The following is a 16,178-nucleotide window of genomic DNA, read 5'->3' on the forward strand; positions in this document are numbered from 1 at the left end:
TCACCGCAGCGTCATTCATCCAACAAGCCCGATTCGTCGAGCGGGAACGTCGCATGCACCCGAAAGCCACCGGCGGCCAGCAGACCGGAATGCAGTGCGCCCCCGGCAAGTTCGACTCGTTTGCGCATGCCCACCAGCCCGAAGCCGGAGCCGGACGCGGCCAGTGCGGTCGCGTCTCCGCGACCATTGCGCACGTCGATGTCCAGGCGGTCGCCGACCACGGTGAGCGCGGCCCGCACCTCCGCACCGGCGGCGTGCTTGGCGGCATTGGTCAGCGCCTCCTGGACCACGCGATACGCCGCGCGGCCGACCGGGCCCGAAACCTGCGGCAGCGCGGTTGGAGCGGTGAATTCCACCCGCTGCCCCGCCGCGACGGCGACCTCCACGAGCTCGGCGATGGCCGCCAGATCCGGCGCGGGCCGTAGCGGCGCCCGATCGGCTCTGGCGTCGACGGCTCCACTCTCGGCGGCCGCGGTGTTGGTGGGGCCGGTGTTGGCAGGTTGGCTATTCGCGGAATCACCCAGCACCACAGCGCCTTCCGGCGCACGCAGCAGGCCCAGCAACTCCCGCATCTCGGTCAGCGCCCGCGACCCGGTCGTGCGAATGGTCGCCGCGATCTCGGCGGGCTTGCCGTCGGCGGACACCTCGAGCGCCCCGGCCAGCACGGTGATCTGCGAAATACGATGCGCCACAATGTCGTGCAGCTCGCCTGCGATGCGCAGCCGCTCGGCCTCCACGGCCGCGTGCGCACGCAGATCGCGTTCCCGCTCCGCCTGCTCGGCCCGTTCCCGCAGGGCGACCAGGGTTTCCGCGCGCTGATTGGCCCACAGTCCCCACAGCAGCGGGATGATCAGCATCGGCACCACGATCACCGAGCGGGTGACGAATACGTACCAGCCGTTGGGCGCGCCCCAGGGCACCATGGCCACCACCACCGCAGCCAGGGACCACAGCCAGGTCGGTCGTCGATTGCCGTGGCGCCGGGCCACGGCGTAGATCGCCACCAGCAGTGGCGAGGTCGCGCCGACGAGCAGCTGCCCCGCCATGGCCGCCCCGAGCACGGGCAGCGGGCGGTAGCGCCGCAACAGCAGCGCGAGACCGACCGCGATCGCCACGGGCGGTCCGGCGGCGGCGGGCAGCAGGCCGATCGAGGAGGTGTGCACCTCGGTGTAGCCGACATAGCCGAAGGCCGCGGCGAGCACGACATCGAGGATCGTGCTGCCGATCCGCCGTGTCGTGCTCACTCCGGCAACCCTAGTCGCCGCGGCATTCTCAGACGTCACGGCGCGCTAGCCGCACCGCACCCACCGCCAGCAAACCCGCAGACAAGGCGAACAGCGGCAGCACCAGCAGCAGCGGATTACCGGAACCCGGCTGCACCGACTGACCGGCCGACAGGAACGGCATCAGCTTCGCGTTCACCCCCGCCAGCACGCCACCGGTCTCCACCACGGTCGGGAAGCCGATCGCCGCGACCATGGCCAGGGTGCCGTTGCGGGTGATGGCGGCGACCCCGAGACCGGCCAGCGCCGCGAGCATCACGTACACCGGCATCCCGGCGAAAGCGTAGGTCAGGTGCGAGGTTCCGGTGGGCAGGGTCGAGACCAGGCCCTGCACGAGCACGGTGATCCCGGCCAGCGCGGCGCCGTACAGGGCGGCGACACCGCCCGTGGTGATCGCCTTGGCGGCCATCACCCGGCCCGGACGACGCAGGGTGAGCATGGTGGTGGTGATGGTGCCGTAGCGGTATTCGTGGCCGAAGGCGTTGACCGCCACGGCCGTCGCGAACAGGGCGGCCAGCATCAGGGGCAGGCCGTGCACCGAGGCCGCGAACTGTTCGGCGGGCGTCGCGTAGTCGCGGCTCGCGGACAGGTAGGCGATGAAGCCCTGCACGGCCAGGCCGAGCACCAGCATTGTCCAGGTGGAGCGCACGGTGGCCAGGCGGGTCAGTTCGTAGCGAATCGCGTTGATCATGAGTCGAATTCCTTCGGTATCAGGCGGCGTGGATTCAGGCGGCGACGTGGCCGCGGTACTGGGCGGCGTCGGCGGTGGCGTGGAAGTAGGCGTCCTCGAGGCTGGTGTGCGCCTGGGTCAGCTCGGTGACCAGCAGGCCCGCCTGCATAGCGAGCACGGCGACCCGCTCGCGGTCGTGGCCGTCGACCACGACCGCGCCGTCGGCCTGGATGCCGACCCGCAAGCCGTTGCGGCTCAACACCTCCGCGAGCGCCTCGGGGCGATCGGTGCGGGCCACCACGCGCGCCGCGGAATTGCGGCCCACGAATCCTGCCACCGATTCCGCGGCCAGCAGTCGACCAGCGCCGATCACGACGAGCGAATCCGCCAGGTGCGCCATCTCATTGAGCAGATGTGAGGACACGAAGACGGTGCGACCCTGGCGCGCAAGCTCTTTGAGCAGGTCGCGCAGCCAGCGCACGCCCTCGGGATCCAGGCCGTTGGCGGGCTCGTCGAGAATGATGGTGGCCGGATCGCCCAGCAGCGCGCAGGCCAGTCCCAGCCGCTGCTGCATGCCGAGGCTGAATCCGCCCGCCCACTTGCCCGCGACATCGGCCAAACCGACCTGTCCGAGCACGTGCTCGACCCGGCCCTCGCTGATCCCCGCCCCGGCCGCGATCATGCGCAGGTGACCGATGGCGGTCCGCTTGGGATGCACCGAGCGAGCATCCAGCATCACGCCGACCGAGCGCAGCGGGTCGGTGAGTTCGGCGTAGGTCTGCCCATCGAAGAGGGTCCGGCCGCTGCCGTGATCCAGGCCGAGCATGAGGCGCATGGTGGTGGATTTGCCCGCGCCATTGGGTCCGAGGAAGCCGGTCACCACGCCGGGCCGCACGTCGAAGGACAGATTGTCGACCGCCGGGACATCGCCGTAGCGCTTGCCGAGTCCGCGTGCCTGGATCATGCCGTTCACCTCTCGCCGGTGGGTGCCGCCCGCTGCGGCACCATGTCGGGTTCGACGATGCCGGTCCGCGGTCGCCCTTCCATCAGACGACAGCACATGGCTGGCTAACACTTTTGGCTTATGCACAGGCCAGATACCTCTTGCTCGGTTGAGCAAACCGACGTACGGTTTTGCTCATGCAAGCAAAAGTCAACTCAGGCGAGCAAGAGGCGGTGCGGACGTTCACCGAGCTCGCCCGGCGCGCGCAGATCGTGGACGCGGCCATCGAGGTCATTGCCGATCAGGGATACGCGAACGCCTCCTTCGCGAAGATCGCCAAGCAGGCCGGGCTCTCCAGCACCGGGATGATCTCCTACCACTTCCGCGGCAAGGGCGATCTGATTCGCGAGGTGGTCACCCGCATCATGGCGGTGTCGGCCGAATTCATCGGCGGCAAGCTCGATTCCGAGCCGGGGTACCGGGGTCGGATGCTCGCCTTCTTCGCCGCCAATCTGGCGCTGGTCGACGAATATCCCAAACATGTGCGGGCACTGTCGAATATCGCGGCCAATGCCGGGACCGACGACCCGCACCTGTTCGGACTGCTCGACCAATTGGGTTCGGTCGCCACCGCACAGGCCGACATTCTGCGCGCGGGCCAGCGCGACGGCGTCTTCCGCGAGTTCGACCCGACCGTCATGGTGATGGCGATTCGCGGATCCCTCGACGCCGCCATCGCCCGTGCCGCGGTCGATCCCGGCTTCGACGCCGCGGCCACCGCGCGCGAACTCGCCGATCTCTTCGATCGCGCCACCCGGAAGGACTCGTGATCATGACCCAGCCGACTACCACCGACGCCATCGAGCGCAGCCCAGCGCAGAAACGCGCCGCTCTACGCAGACACATTGCGCGCCAGGTGATCCTGGAGCTGATCCTGCCGATCGGCGCGTACTACGGGCTGCGCGCGGCCGGGGTGAGCCCGTGGACCGCACTTGTCGCACCGGCGCTGCTCACGCTGCCGTTCCTGGCCTACGATGCCCTGCGCCACCGCCGCGTGGACGCGGTCGCGCTGTTCACCCTCACCATGATCGCGGCCGCCACCCTCGTCTCCCTGGTCACCGGTGACCCTCGCACGTTGCTGGTGCGCGACAGCTGGCTCTTCGGCGCGATCGGCCTGTGGATTCTGGCCACCCTGGGCACCCAGCGGCCGATGATGCGGAGTATGGCCCGCACCGTTGTCACCGTGAAAATCGGTGAGGCCGGATATCGCGAGTGGGATGCGCGCTGGGACAGCGATTCCCGTTTCCGGCATCACCTGCGGATGCTGTCGGCGGTATGGGGTGCGGGCTTCACCCTGGACGCGGTCATCCGTATCGTCGTCGCCTATTCGCTGCCGCTGGATGCCATTCCGTTGGTCACCACGTTGCAGTGGCTGGCGGTTCTCGGCGGGCTCATCGGGTTCCATATCTTCTACGTCAACCGGAATGGTTTGAAGGTGTGAATCCGTGTGGGGCGGGCGCCGAGCCGGGAAATTGCCGAAAATTGTGTTAGCCCCCTCGACAGATCTGCCGTGTACACACCGTTCGGTGATACGTTTTCTCTATGGCCGCAGGTGGCCGGGTAATCGTATGTGCATCAGGGAGATGCTGTGTCCAGAGCTGTGAAAGTTACTACCGCATGGCTGTGCGGGGGGATTCTCGGGATTGTCGCCGGGTTGTTCGGAGCGGGCGGCGCCTACGCCGACGACTCCGGCGGGCCGGCGCAGGTCGGGGACACCGTGTATTTTTCGCTCGGACAATGGAATTGCTCGATCGCCGGGGACGGCGCGGTAGGTTGCGATCTCGCAGTTCCGGCCGCCGTCATGAATGTGCTGTACGCGGGAGCACAGGTCCCGTTCCCGAATGTGCCTGCCATTGTCATCGATTCGACCGCGGCGCCCGCGCATCCACAGTGGAACTCGGGCGGCAGCCACACGCTGCCGGGCGGAAACCCCGGTCTGGCGGCCATCACGCAGGTCAGCGGGCACGACCCGGAGTTCTCCATCACCCATGCCGGGGCCACCTGCCAGATCACCTTCAACGGTTCGGCGGTGTGCAGTTCACTGGGGCATGGGTTCAGCCAAAGGGGACCAGTGCCTTTCGGCTACTGATCCCCTTCGAATCACCGATTACCGGTACCAGACGCCGGAATCCCAGTCGCCGTAGTCCCAGACATTGAAATCGTAACGACCATGTGCTCCCCCGAAGAGGTAACCCCACCAGCCGGCCGAAGTGTCGCAGATCTGGTCGTCGTGGTTGCACACCGACAACACCGGGAAGCCGCCGAACCAATCATCGACGCCCGCAAGCGGATAGCCGACGATGCCGCTGCCGGGAGTGGAGGACAAACCTGCCCCGCCCGGGCCCGCATCCCGCTTGGGATCCGAGAGCAGAATGGCATTCGCGTTATCGACATCCTGGTGTGCGGTGACCCAGGCGTGCACGATTCCGGCACCTTCACTGTGCCCGATGATCCGGATGTGGTCGCCGGGGCATTCGTTGCGGTGCTGCCAGAACAGCCGATCGAGTTCGTTCAACCCCGACATCGGGTCGGCGGAGTTGTACCCGACGGGCTGGTTCACATAGGCGGAGAAGACCGACGAGTTGTTGTCGCCGAGCCCGCCGATGCCGATCGACCAATCACCGGTGCAGTCATCGGCATTGGCGGTCGCGACCGTCAGGTGTGTCATGGTGGAAAAGAGGATAGCCAACAATAATGCGGCGAAGAGCGCCGTTGCTCTACGCATGGTCGTAACTTTCTTATAGCACTGGCCTCCGGGGCGAGCCCGGCTTGCTCACGATGTACCCAGCAATTGCTGGCGTTCTTCATTCCTGCCGAAACAGTTATCTCACCCCTGTTTTCGTAGGCCGTTTCGCGATGTCAGGGCCCTGCGAGCGCCGCACGGACCCCGGCTTGCCCGCCGTTGACACGCTGTCCGGTCCGGACGGCGACCAGGGCCGGACCGGATAACCCGTACTCCATTCCCCACCAGCGCTTTTCACGCTCGCCGCCGGTTTGCCACGATCGGGCGCCGCGACGAATTCCCTACCTTCTGTTCGGAGCCCATCGGCCCCCACCGGATCAGGAGGAAACATGATCAAGTCCACTCGCCAGGTCCGCACCGGGCGACAGTCATGAGGATTCCTGGAAAAAGGCTCGGCGATTCCGCTCGGCGGCAACTACATTGGCCGGATACTGGCGGGGGTCCAGCGGGTACGGGGGAAATCGTGATGACTGTGGAGCTCGATGACGGCCGGATACGGTCGCCGCGCGCGGTTTTCGCCGAACGCTTCGGGGAACTGCATGCGGCGGCGGGCAATCCGACCCTGCGGCGCGTCGCGACGGCCGCCGACAACCGCATGCGCGCCGCGCGCGGCAATCGGCCCGGCGGCGCGTCCGCGCAGCGCATCAGCGACTGGAAGGCCGGGCGCAACGTCCCGGCCCGCTTCGAATCCCTGCTGCCGGTGGTACTGACCCTCGTCGAAATGGCCGCGAAGGCGGGCAACCCGCTGCCGCACCCCGTCGCCGATCCCGCCGAATGGCAACGACTCTGGCGCGAAGCGACCAGCTGGAACCCCGAACACGACACCGAGGCAGCCTGCCCGTACCAGGGCTTGCGCGCCTACAGCGCAGCGCAACGGAACCTGTTCTTCGGCCGCACCCGCGCGGTCACCGAGTTGGCGGCGATGGTGCGCTCGGCCACCGGGGTCACCGCCGTGATCGGTGCATCCGGAGCCGGTAAATCCTCACTGCTGGCAGCAGGATTGGCACCCGCACTGGGAGATTGGGAGATCACCACGCTGACTCCCGGCGCACACCCGTATGTGGCGCTACGCGAAGCACTCGGGCAGGCAAGCGAGACCCAGTCGACCGCAGCCGAGAACCCGCCGCCCGAGAGCGAAGATCCACCGAACCAAGCGGAGGAGCAGCCGGAGGCCGGTGCGGTTTTGGCTGCGCTGGCCGCGCGGAGCGGCGGGGCGCGACGGTTGGTGATCGTCGATCAGCTGGAGGAGCTGTTCACCGCCTGCACCGATGAGCGGGAGCGGGAGTTGTTCCTGAGCGTCCTCGACGGATGCGCGAACCGCTCGGACGATCCCGTGGCGGTGGTGGTGGCGTTGCGCGCGGACTTCTACGCGCACTGCCTCAACCATCTGATACTGCAGGATGCACTCGAGCATCGCGGGTATCTGCTGGGGCCGCTGCGGATGGATGAACTGTCGCAGGCGGTTTCGGGTCCGGCGCGGGCGGCGGGGCTGGAGTTGGAGCCCGGGCTCGAGGAGTTGATCACGAGCGAATTGTGCGGAGCCGGGGACCATCACGGCCGACGCACCTACGATCCGGGCGCGCTGCCGATGCTTTCGCACGTCATGGCCGCCACCTGGCAGCATCGGGAGGGGCGACGGCTGACCATCGCCGGGTATCGACGGGCGGGCGGCGTGGTCGGATCGGTCGCCGAGACCGCCGAATATGCTTGGAACGAACTGACTTCCGACCAGCAGCGCGCCGCCCGCGAACTGCTGCTCGGCCTGGTGACGGTGAGCCAGGATTCCCGTGACACCCGCCGCACGGTGGCCCGCGACGAACTCCTGCGCCGCACCGACGCCCACGAAGACGCCACCGCCGCACTCGAACTCCTCGCCCGCACCCGCCTCATCACCCTCGACGCCGACGCCGTCACCCTCACCCACGAAATCGTCCTCACCGCCTGGCCGCGCCTGCGCGGCTGGATCGACGAGGACCGCGTCGGGTACCTGATCCGCCAGCGCCTGGAATCCGACGCCGCGGAATGGGCTGCCCAGGAACGAGATCCATCACTCCTCTACAGCGGCACCCGCTTGCAGAGTGCCCGCGACCACGCCGACCCACCACCGGTCGGCCCACTGGCCCAGGAATTCCTGACCAGCTCGGCGAGCGCGGTCGGCACCACCCGGCGCCGCGCGAGGCGGCTCCGAGTGATCCTCGCACTGTTCGGGGTGGGACTTCTGGTTCTGGGCGTCGGCCTCTACTCGCAGACCCGGCTGGCCGAACAACGCAGTGCCGACCGCGATTTCGCGGCCGTGCTGGCGGCCGCCGATCAAGTGCAACCGACCGATCCATCGCTGGCCGCACAGCTGAACCTCGTCGCGTGGCGGCTGCGACCGGGTGATCCGGCCGTGCGGTCCAGATTGCTGGAATCGCAGACAAGTCCGCTGCTGACCGTAACCCCGGCCCACACCGAGAGCATCAGCAAGATCGCTTACCAGCCCGCCGCGCGCTTGCTGGCCTCGATCGACGACACCGGCAATCTGCGGCTGTGGGACACCGCCGATCCGAAGCACCCGCGCGCACTCGGGCAGCAGCTCACCGGGCTCGGCGCGGTAGCCCTCGCGGCGACGGGCCGGATGATGGCCACCGGCTCCAGTCCGGCGTGGCCACTGGACACGCCGGACCCCACGAATCCCGTCGTCACGCTGTGGGATACCTCGAATCCCGCGACGCCCAAACAGCTCGCTACCGTGCCGACCGATGCGAACCAGACGGAGCTGGCGTTCGCGCCGGACGGTCGGACCCTCGTCACACTGACGTCGCATCGGCTGACGCTGTGGGACATCGGCAATCCGGCCGCGCCCGTGCAACTGGCCAGCCGCGAACTGCGTCCGGCCGACGATAACGGCGCGACCGGCACCCTGCGGTTCAGCCCCGACGGGCGGCTGCTTGCCCTGATCGTCCAGGACGGGAACACCGAAACGGACTCGGTCCGGCTCTGGGATCTCACCCATCCGAATACACCGATGCCGTTGGACTCCGCTATCGCCGTCAGCTCGCACGCGACACTCCAAAGCGGAATCAGCGCCATCGCTTTCCGCCCGGGCAGCAACATTCTGGCCGTGGGCATCACGCCGGAATCGGGATCGCACGCCATAGTGCAGCTGTGGGAGATCAGCGATCCGCAGCATCCGCGCCTGATATCCAGCCGGGAAGTCGAGCATGGCAGCATCTCGGCGCTGGACTTCTCGCCCGACGGCCGACAGCTGGCGACCGCGGCGGGCAAGACCGTGACCGTGTGGAACGTCACCGATCCCACCGACCCGACCCACCTGGTGGACGGCTTGGCCACGGGGGCGGGCACCTGCCACTCCCCCGTCGGCGGTGGCCCATCCGCCACCAATGCCTTCCAGTGCTATCCCAGTCCGCGCGCGGTGGCATTCACCTCCGACGGCCGCAGCCTGATCACCGGGGTTTCCACCGGCGACCTCCACACCTGGTCGCTCCCGACCGCGCTGACGCCGATCAAGCCGGGCTCGAACGACATGTCGGTACTGACCGGCGACAGCGTCAAGCTCGCGATCATGTCCGACGTGCGCCGGGCGACCACGATCTGGGATATCGGAGGCACGCAGGCGCCCAAGATGATTGCCGAGTACCGGACGGACGAGAACTTCGCTTCGGTCACGCTCTCACCCGACGGCACCATGCTCCTCGAGTTGAAGGCAGCCGACACCGGCTCCATGACGATCGTCGACGTGTCCGACCCGGCGGCCGTCCATATCCGCGGCACCTGGACCTTCCCCGATCCGGGAGCGATCCGCCGGTGGGCCATCAGCGCCGACTTCCGCACGCTCGCCACGGTCGACAAGGACGACATGCTGCAGCTGTGGGACTTCACCGACCCACCGCACGCCACCCAACTCGGGGCCCCCATCCGGATACCGGCCGCGGCGGGTTTCGATTTCGGGCCCGACAGCAAGTCCCTGATCGAAACCGAAACCACCGGCGACAGTGGGCATCAGGAACGAGTGACCACGCTGTGGAGCCTGGCGGACCGATCGCATCCGCGCCGCGTCGCCGACCTCCTGCGCCACCCCGCGGACGCATTGGAGGCCGTCACCCTCTCCCCGGATCTGCGAACGATGGCGGTTTCCAGCGGCAAGGGCTCGATCCAGCTCTGGGACATCAGCGATCCGGCGCGACCGCGGCGGCTGGGAACACCGATCGTGACGACGGTCCCGGCGATACAGCAGACCACGTTCACCCCCGACTCCCGGACCTTGCTCACGAGCGGATTCGACGGTGCCCTCGGGCTGTGGGACCTCAGCGACCGCAGCCACCCGACCGAATTCGCGACGCTCACGCCCAACGGCGGATACAGCGATGGCGGCGGGCTGTCCGTGGGTGATCAGCGGCTCGCCGCGGTCAACACCGAGGGCATCTTCGCCCTGTGGGACCTCGACCCGCAGCATGCCGTCGACCGCATCTGCTCGGCCACCGGCTCGTACTGGACCCAGGATCTCTGGACTCGGTATCTGCCGCAGTTCCCGTATCAGCCACCGTGCCAAGCCAATTGAGACGTTCAGTGCCGCCGGACGATCGCGATCGGAATCTCGGTGCCGTGCAGCAGAGCGTGGCCCGTCGAGCCGAGTGCCATGCCGGGGTACCCGCGGGTGCCGTGACTGCCGACCACCAGCAGTTGGGCATCCGCGGCGGCCTCGGCGAGGACTCGCGCCGGATGGCCCTCCACCACAACAGATTTCACGTCCACGGTCGGATGTGCCGTGACGTTGGGGGCCAGCACCGTCGACAGGAGACCGACGGCGTCCGTGTGGGTATGGGTGTCGCTGTCGCCGGACAGTTCCCAGGCGTGGACGACGATCAGCGGCACCGCGCGGCGGGAGGCTTCGTCGAAGGCGAGCTGCAAGGCTCGGGCGCTGTGCGGGGAACCGTCGACCCCCGCGACGATCGGGCGGGCGGTGAGGGTGAGTGGGTCGGCGGGGACGATCACGATCGAGCCCTCGGCCTGCCGGGCGACGCCGGTGCTGACCGAGCCGAGCAGGCTGCGGTGGTAGGCACTCATTCCGCGCACGCCGACGACCAGATAGTGGGCGGTCTCGGCCAGTTCGGACAGGGCCGGGACGGCGGGCGCGTCCACGATGAAGGTGGCGATGTCGGCCAGTGGGCGATCCCCCGCCGCGTGCCGGGCGACCTGCACAGCACTGTCGAGGGCGGCTTGGGCGGTCTCGCGTAATCGGTCGTGCAGCAGCCGGACTGGGCTCTCGTCCGGACCGGCGTCGGCGATCGGCGCGACCGCGAAGACCAGGTGCAGCGGTGATCCGCGCAGGGCGGCGGCGAGCGCGGCCCAGCGGACGGCGTGCAGCGCCGACTCCGAGGAATCGACCCCCACCACGATCGGGCGATCGGGACTGTCGGCGGGCACGGAATTCGCCTCCTTAACAGGGGGAACGCGGATGGCCCGATCCTACGAGCCCGGGCGGCGCGCACCCGGCGGCTCGCCGAGCGGGAGAGCGGCGGCGCATGGTCGAGGAATGGTGTCGGTTCGACGTCGGATCGGTGCAGGTGCGGCCGGTCGGTTTCATCGATGGTGCCCGCCCGGCACACGCTGAGCACGGTCGTGAGGCCAGGCGAAGGGAGACACGGTGGGAATGCGACGGCGTGAACTATTGCTCGGTATCGCCGGAGGCGTCGTCCTGGCCGGATGCGGCAGCGACAGCGAGAAACCCCGGCAGCCACCGAAACCCGCGACCATCCGCTTCGATCCGGGCCCCGGCCCGGCCGAGGCCCGCAAGCTGGGCACGGTCAGCGTCACCGACGGCACCGTGACCTCCGTGCAATGGCTCGACGAAACCGGACGGCCTCTGCCCGGTACACCGTCGCCGGACCGGCGCACCTGGACCAGCTCCGAACCGCTCGGCTACGGCCACACCTACACCGCGACCGCGGTGGCGCACGGCGAGACCGGCGACATCACCGCCACCACCACCTGCACGACCGTCGAACCGGATCGGCTGGTGGATGTCTCGCTGCGCTCGGCGAACCTGGTCGAGCTCACCGAAAACGACACCTACGGTGTGGGTTTCGTCCTGGTCGCGCATTTCGACGAGGCCGTCGACCGGGCCGCCGCGCAACGCTGTTTGCAGGTCGAGACCGTGCCCAAGACCACCGGCGCCTGGTACTGGCTCGACGACCGCAACGCACACTGGCGGCCCGAACACTACCACGCGCCCGGAACCCGAATCACGGTGTCGGCCAACCTCTTCGGTGTCCAACTCGGCGATGGCGCGTACGGTCAACGCGACCAACGTGTTTCGGTCAATATCGGCCCCGCCCACGTCGCGATCGCCGATGACGACACCAAACTGATCCAGGTCTTCGACAACGGAAACCTGGTGCGTACCATGCCCACCTCCATGGGTATGGGCGGCACCGCGGTGATCGGCGGCCGCCAGCTGTCCTTCTGGACGCGCCCCGGCGTCTACACCGTCCTGGACCGCAAAGACCCGGTCATCATGGACTCCGAAAGCTACGGCCTGCCGACCAATTCCCGTCTCGGCTACCGCACCAGCATCAACCACGCCGTGCGCATCAGCCACGACGGCATCTACGTCCACGAACTCGCCGCCAGCGTCTGGGCCCAGGGCAATACCGACACCTCCCACGGCTGCCTCAACATCTCCCCCGACGACGCCGCCTGGTTCTACGACTTCGTCCTACCCGGCGACGTCGTCGAGGTCCGCAACACCGGCGGCGACCCCCTCGACATCTGGCAGAACGGCGACTGGACCATCCCCTGGCCCGACTGGCTCCGCGGCTGACTCCACAACGCTCCGCCATCACGACCACCCGGTATCCCGGACACAATCATGCGTTCGCCCTCCCGCCGCGGCGCGCTGCTGTCATCCTCGAAACAGGGACTGCGGCAAGGGGGAAGCATGAACTCCGCACCACCGGATTGGTATCCCGACCCCCGGGACGAGGGCTTTCTGCGCTGGTGGAACGGCTCTGAGTGGACCGGCGACCTCCGCCCGGCCCGGGCCGGGCAATCTCCGTCCGGCCTCGAGCTCACCGCCCTGCAACGAGAGCGAGAGCAGCTCAACGCCGAGATCACGGATAAACGGGCGGAGTTGGACGGCCTGCGCGCCCAGGTGATCCACACAAGTGACGAGCTGGCGCTGCAGGAGATCGGCATCTACGAATACCGCCATCCGCTCACCGACGCGGTCACCCGTCAGGAAGAGCTGCGTCAACTGCGCGGCAACATCAAATACCTGGCGCGGCTGGACGGCGGCGCGATCGAAGCTCCCGCGACATGGATGATCGGCGATTCGGTCACCCAGGGCCGCAAGATGATTCGTGAATACTCGATGCTGATGCTGCGCGCTTACAACGCCGAGGTCGACAATCTCGTCCGCGACCTCAAACCCTGGAAACTGCCCACCGCACTCGAACGTCTCGACAAGATCGCCACTGCCCTCGAGCGGTTCGGTCAGACGATGAAACTACGCATCGCACCGCAATATCACGGGCTGCGCCGCCGGGAACTGGAGATGACCGCCGACCATCTCGAAGAAGTCGCCCGCCGCAAGCAGAAAGAGCGCGAAGACCGCGAGAAGCTGCGCGAGGAGCGAAAGGTCCACGAGGAACTCGCGCGCAAGCGTGCGGCGCTCGAGCGACAGCAAGAGGATTGCCGCACCGCCCTCACCTCGTCCGAGGCGACCGGGGATACGGCTTCCGCGGACGATCTGCGCAAGAAACTGTCGGCGCTGGAAGAAGAGATCAAGACCGTCGACTATCGCGCCACCCACGTTCGAGCCGGGTACGTCTATGTCATCTCCAATCTCGGCGCTTTCGGCAAGGACGTGGTCAAGATAGGCCTGACCCGGCGCTTCGACCCGTATGAGCGGATCCGTGAACTGAATATCGCGTCGGTGCCGTTCCGTTTCGACGTGCACGCCCTGTTCCCCGCGGACGACGCTGTCGGGATCGAAGCCGAGATGCACCGCCGCCTGGATCGCTGCCGGGTCAACCGGGTCAACAACCGGCGCGAGTTCTTCCGGGTCCCGCTCGCGGAGGTGCGCCGGCATCTACAGGAGGTCGCGCCCGACGAACTGCTCGAGTTCACCGAATTCGCGGCGGCCGAGGAATTCCGCCGGAGTGAGAACGTCCGCGAGGAGGACTGATATGCCACATGCCCAGGGCCAGTTGACAATCCGCACCGACGGCGGCGCCGACGAACTGTTCGAACTACTGGACTGGTTCAACACCGAGGACGAGCTACGTGGCCGGGTGAGCCTGCCCGACAACCGGATTCAGCCCGGCCGGATGGGGGATCTGTACGAAGTGCTGACCGTCGCGGTCGGCGCGGGCGGCCTCGCGCCGGTGCTGGTCCGGTCGCTGGCCGGATGGTTCACCCATCGGCGCTCCGATATGACCGTCACTCTCACCCTCGACGGGGATCGCACCGAGATCACGGTCGACGCCAAGCGCATCAACGCACCGGAGGTGACCCGCGCACTACAGACCATGCTCGAGCACACCGACCCGCCGCAATGAACGCGGTGCCGGATCGCGGCGGCCGGCGGGCCGCCGTGATCGGCGTGGGCCGCTACCGCCATCGGGATATCCCCGATATCCCGGCCGCGCACAACAATGTCGAGGACATGGCCCGGCTGCTGACGGCCGGAGGCGGGTTCGCGACCGAACATTGCCATGCCCTGGTCGATCCCGAGCATGGTTCCCGCGTCGGCGAGGCGGTCGCGCGGGCGGCCCGGGAAGCCGACGACATCCTGCTGGTCTATTACACCGGGCACGGGCTGCTCGACCGGCGGGGGCGATTGCACCTCGCCCTGCCCGACAGCGATCCCGGCCATCTGGGCTGGAGCTCGGTCCCGTTCACCATGCTGCGCGATGAGCTCGCCGAAAGCCGGGCCCGCACCCGAATCCTGATCTTGGACTGCTGCTTCTCCGGGCGTGCATTCGAGGCCATGAGCTCCCCCGCCACCGTGGTCGACGGCCAGCTCGACATCCACGGCACTTACACCATCTCCTCCTCGGCCGCGAACGAAACCTCGCTCGCACCACAGGGACACCGCAATACCGCCTTCACCGCCGCCCTGCTCAGCGCCGCCACCGACACCGACCTCACCCTCGACCAGCTCTACGTGCGGGTGGACGATATCCTGTACAACCGCGGGCATCCCCGCCCGCGGCGGCGAAGCATCAACTCCGCCAGCGAATTACGCCTGTTCGCCCGGACGTCCGACGGCGATTCCGAGCAGGAACGCGAGTGGCGGCGCGCCGCCGCACGGGGTGACGCCCAGGCGATGACGAAGCTCGCCGACCTCCACTACGCCAGGGGTGAGATCACCGCAGCACACGAATGGCTGCGCCGCGCAGCCGAACTCGGCGATCTCGACGCGATGGGCACGCTGGCGAGCCTGCTGCACAAGGTCAAACATGTCAGCGAGGCCGAAGGCTGGTGGCGGCTGGCGGCATTGGGCGGGCATGCCGACTCGATGTTCAACCTGGCGGTCGTCCTCGACCATGCCATGCAACTCGACGAGGCACTCACCTGGTATCGCCGTGCCGCCGAGACGGGCAACAAGGACGCGATGCACAACCTTGCGATCCGGCTGCGCTATCGGGGGCAGCTGGAGGAGGCCGCCCAGTGGTGGCAACGCGCGGGCCATCGACGTGCCCAGGGGGTGTACGAGAAGCCGCGCGGACTGACCTCACCCCGGTGAGCACGCCTATCACCTTGCCTCCCAGCGTGATTCCCGATCACAGCAGGGAGTGGGTGCTGAGGCGGATTAGGCAGGATTCGACGAGGTCAGCGGCGGAGCCGGGGGTGTCGGAGGCGGCCCAGAGTTCGGTGGCGAGGCGGACGGCGGTGTTGGCGAGGGCGGCGGTGAGGACGACGTCGAGGTCGTGGGGGGCGCGGTTGGTGCGCGCGGCGATGATGGGGACGAGTTGGGTTTCGGTGTCCTGTTGGATGCGCAGCCAGGTGGCGCGGAGGGCGGGGAGTTGGGTGGCGGCGAGGATCAGGGGGCGTAGGTCGGCTGCCGCGATGCCTTCGGCGGCCGCGGTGCGGGTGGTGGCGGTGCGGTAGGAGTCGGCGAGGGCTTCGCGGAGGGGGATTTCGGGTGGCCAGGCGGACAATTCGTCGGCCCAGGCCTGGCTGCCGATGGCGAGCAAGGGGGCCAGGACGTCCTCTTTGCCGGCGAAATAGCGGTAGAAGGTGCGCAGGCCCATGCCCGCGGCGGCGGCGATGTCCTCGACCGTGGTTGCGGTGTAGCCGTTTTCGATGAACAGGCGGGCGGCGGCCAGGGCCACTGCGCGGCGGGTGGCCGCGCGGCGGGCCTCGGTGAGGGTGGGGCGGCCGGTGCGGGGCCTGTCGCTGGCGGCGCTGGTCATAGGGGCACTCTAGCCAAGGCCGAAAGTATTTATGGCGCGGAGTGCCGTTAACGGCATA

The 16,178-nt window shown here is 68.0% G+C and carries 14 protein-coding genes; 8 read left to right on the forward strand and 6 right to left on the reverse strand.

Going from position 1 to position 16,178, the window contains the following annotated elements:
- Positions 1 to 11: 11 nt before the first annotated feature.
- Genes ACYVN4_RS10895 through ACYVN4_RS10905 form a run of 3 tightly spaced genes read right to left on the reverse strand, consistent with a single transcriptional unit; the run spans position 12 to position 2,917 of the window.
- On the reverse strand, positions 12 to 1,244 hold the full coding sequence (locus ACYVN4_RS10895) for a sensor histidine kinase (protein ID WP_460719866.1): 1,233 nt from the start codon (positions 1,242 to 1,244) through the stop codon (positions 12 to 14).
- Positions 1,245 to 1,272: 28 nt separating this feature from the next.
- Complete coding sequence (locus ACYVN4_RS10900; protein WP_460719868.1) at positions 1,273 to 1,974, reverse strand: ABC transporter permease; 702 nt, start codon at positions 1,972 to 1,974, stop codon at positions 1,273 to 1,275.
- 34 nt (positions 1,975 to 2,008) lie between these two features.
- Entirely contained in the window at positions 2,009 to 2,917 is a 909-nt protein-coding gene (locus tag ACYVN4_RS10905; protein WP_460719870.1) for an ATP-binding cassette domain-containing protein, read from the reverse strand.
- 176 nt (positions 2,918 to 3,093) lie between these two features.
- On the opposite strand from ACYVN4_RS10905, the gene ACYVN4_RS10910 reads away from it, so the two are divergent.
- From ACYVN4_RS10910 to ACYVN4_RS10920, 3 genes are all read left to right on the forward strand, one after another.
- Positions 3,094 to 3,726: a TetR/AcrR family transcriptional regulator gene (locus tag ACYVN4_RS10910; RefSeq protein WP_460719872.1), complete on the forward strand. Its 633-nt coding sequence runs from the start codon at positions 3,094 to 3,096 to the stop codon at positions 3,724 to 3,726.
- Between the two features lie 2 nt (positions 3,727 to 3,728).
- A complete protein-coding gene (locus tag ACYVN4_RS10915) occupies positions 3,729 to 4,397 on the forward strand; it encodes a VC0807 family protein (RefSeq protein WP_460719874.1) in 669 nt (222 codons plus the stop codon).
- A gap of 147 nt (positions 4,398 to 4,544) precedes the next feature.
- Entirely contained in the window at positions 4,545 to 5,045 is a 501-nt protein-coding gene (locus ACYVN4_RS10920; RefSeq protein ID WP_460719876.1) for a hypothetical protein, read from the forward strand.
- Between the two features lie 18 nt (positions 5,046 to 5,063).
- On the opposite strand, the gene ACYVN4_RS10925 is transcribed toward ACYVN4_RS10920, so the two are convergent.
- Positions 5,064 to 5,624 (reverse strand): cutinase family protein, encoded by a 561-nt coding sequence (locus ACYVN4_RS10925; protein ID WP_460719878.1) that lies wholly within the window; start codon positions 5,622 to 5,624, stop codon positions 5,064 to 5,066.
- A 541-nt stretch (positions 5,625 to 6,165) separates the two neighbouring features.
- On the opposite strand from ACYVN4_RS10925, the gene ACYVN4_RS10930 reads away from it, so the two are divergent.
- Positions 6,166 to 10,260 (forward strand): nSTAND1 domain-containing NTPase, encoded by a 4,095-nt coding sequence (locus ACYVN4_RS10930; RefSeq protein ID WP_460719880.1) that lies wholly within the window; start codon positions 6,166 to 6,168, stop codon positions 10,258 to 10,260.
- Positions 10,261 to 10,265: 5 nt separating this feature from the next.
- Here ACYVN4_RS10930 and ACYVN4_RS10935 read toward each other — a convergent pair whose 3' ends face one another.
- Positions 10,266 to 11,126 carry a universal stress protein gene (locus ACYVN4_RS10935; RefSeq protein WP_460719882.1) on the reverse strand — a complete coding sequence of 287 codons (861 nt, stop codon included), beginning with the start codon at positions 11,124 to 11,126 and terminating at the stop codon, positions 10,266 to 10,268.
- 226 nt (positions 11,127 to 11,352) lie between these two features.
- Here ACYVN4_RS10935 and ACYVN4_RS10940 point away from each other — a divergent pair, with 226 nt between their 5' ends.
- The 4 genes from ACYVN4_RS10940 to ACYVN4_RS10955 all read left to right on the forward strand — a co-directional run bounded on the left by ACYVN4_RS10940 (position 11,353) and on the right by ACYVN4_RS10955 (position 15,450).
- Complete coding sequence (locus tag ACYVN4_RS10940; protein ID WP_460720565.1) at positions 11,353 to 12,522, forward strand: L,D-transpeptidase; 1,170 nt, start codon at positions 11,353 to 11,355, stop codon at positions 12,520 to 12,522.
- 117 nt (positions 12,523 to 12,639) lie between these two features.
- The gene (locus ACYVN4_RS10945) at positions 12,640 to 13,887 is read left to right on the forward strand and encodes a DUF4041 domain-containing protein (RefSeq protein ID WP_460719884.1); all 1,248 of its coding nucleotides are present in this window, start codon (positions 12,640 to 12,642) and stop codon (positions 13,885 to 13,887) included.
- Position 13,888: 1 nt separating this feature from the next.
- Entirely contained in the window at positions 13,889 to 14,260 is a 372-nt protein-coding gene (locus ACYVN4_RS10950; RefSeq protein ID WP_460719886.1) for an effector-associated constant component EACC1, read from the forward strand.
- Complete coding sequence (locus ACYVN4_RS10955) at positions 14,257 to 15,450, forward strand: caspase, EACC1-associated type (protein ID WP_460719888.1); 1,194 nt, start codon at positions 14,257 to 14,259, stop codon at positions 15,448 to 15,450. The genes ACYVN4_RS10950 and ACYVN4_RS10955 overlap by 4 nt, the downstream gene beginning before the upstream one ends.
- Positions 15,451 to 15,487: 37 nt before the next feature.
- On the opposite strand, the gene ACYVN4_RS10960 is transcribed toward ACYVN4_RS10955, so the two are convergent.
- Complete coding sequence (locus ACYVN4_RS10960) at positions 15,488 to 16,120, reverse strand: TetR/AcrR family transcriptional regulator (protein WP_460719890.1); 633 nt, start codon at positions 16,118 to 16,120, stop codon at positions 15,488 to 15,490.
- Positions 16,121 to 16,178 lie beyond the last annotated feature (58 nt).

Source organism: Nocardia heshunensis (assembly GCF_054782115.1).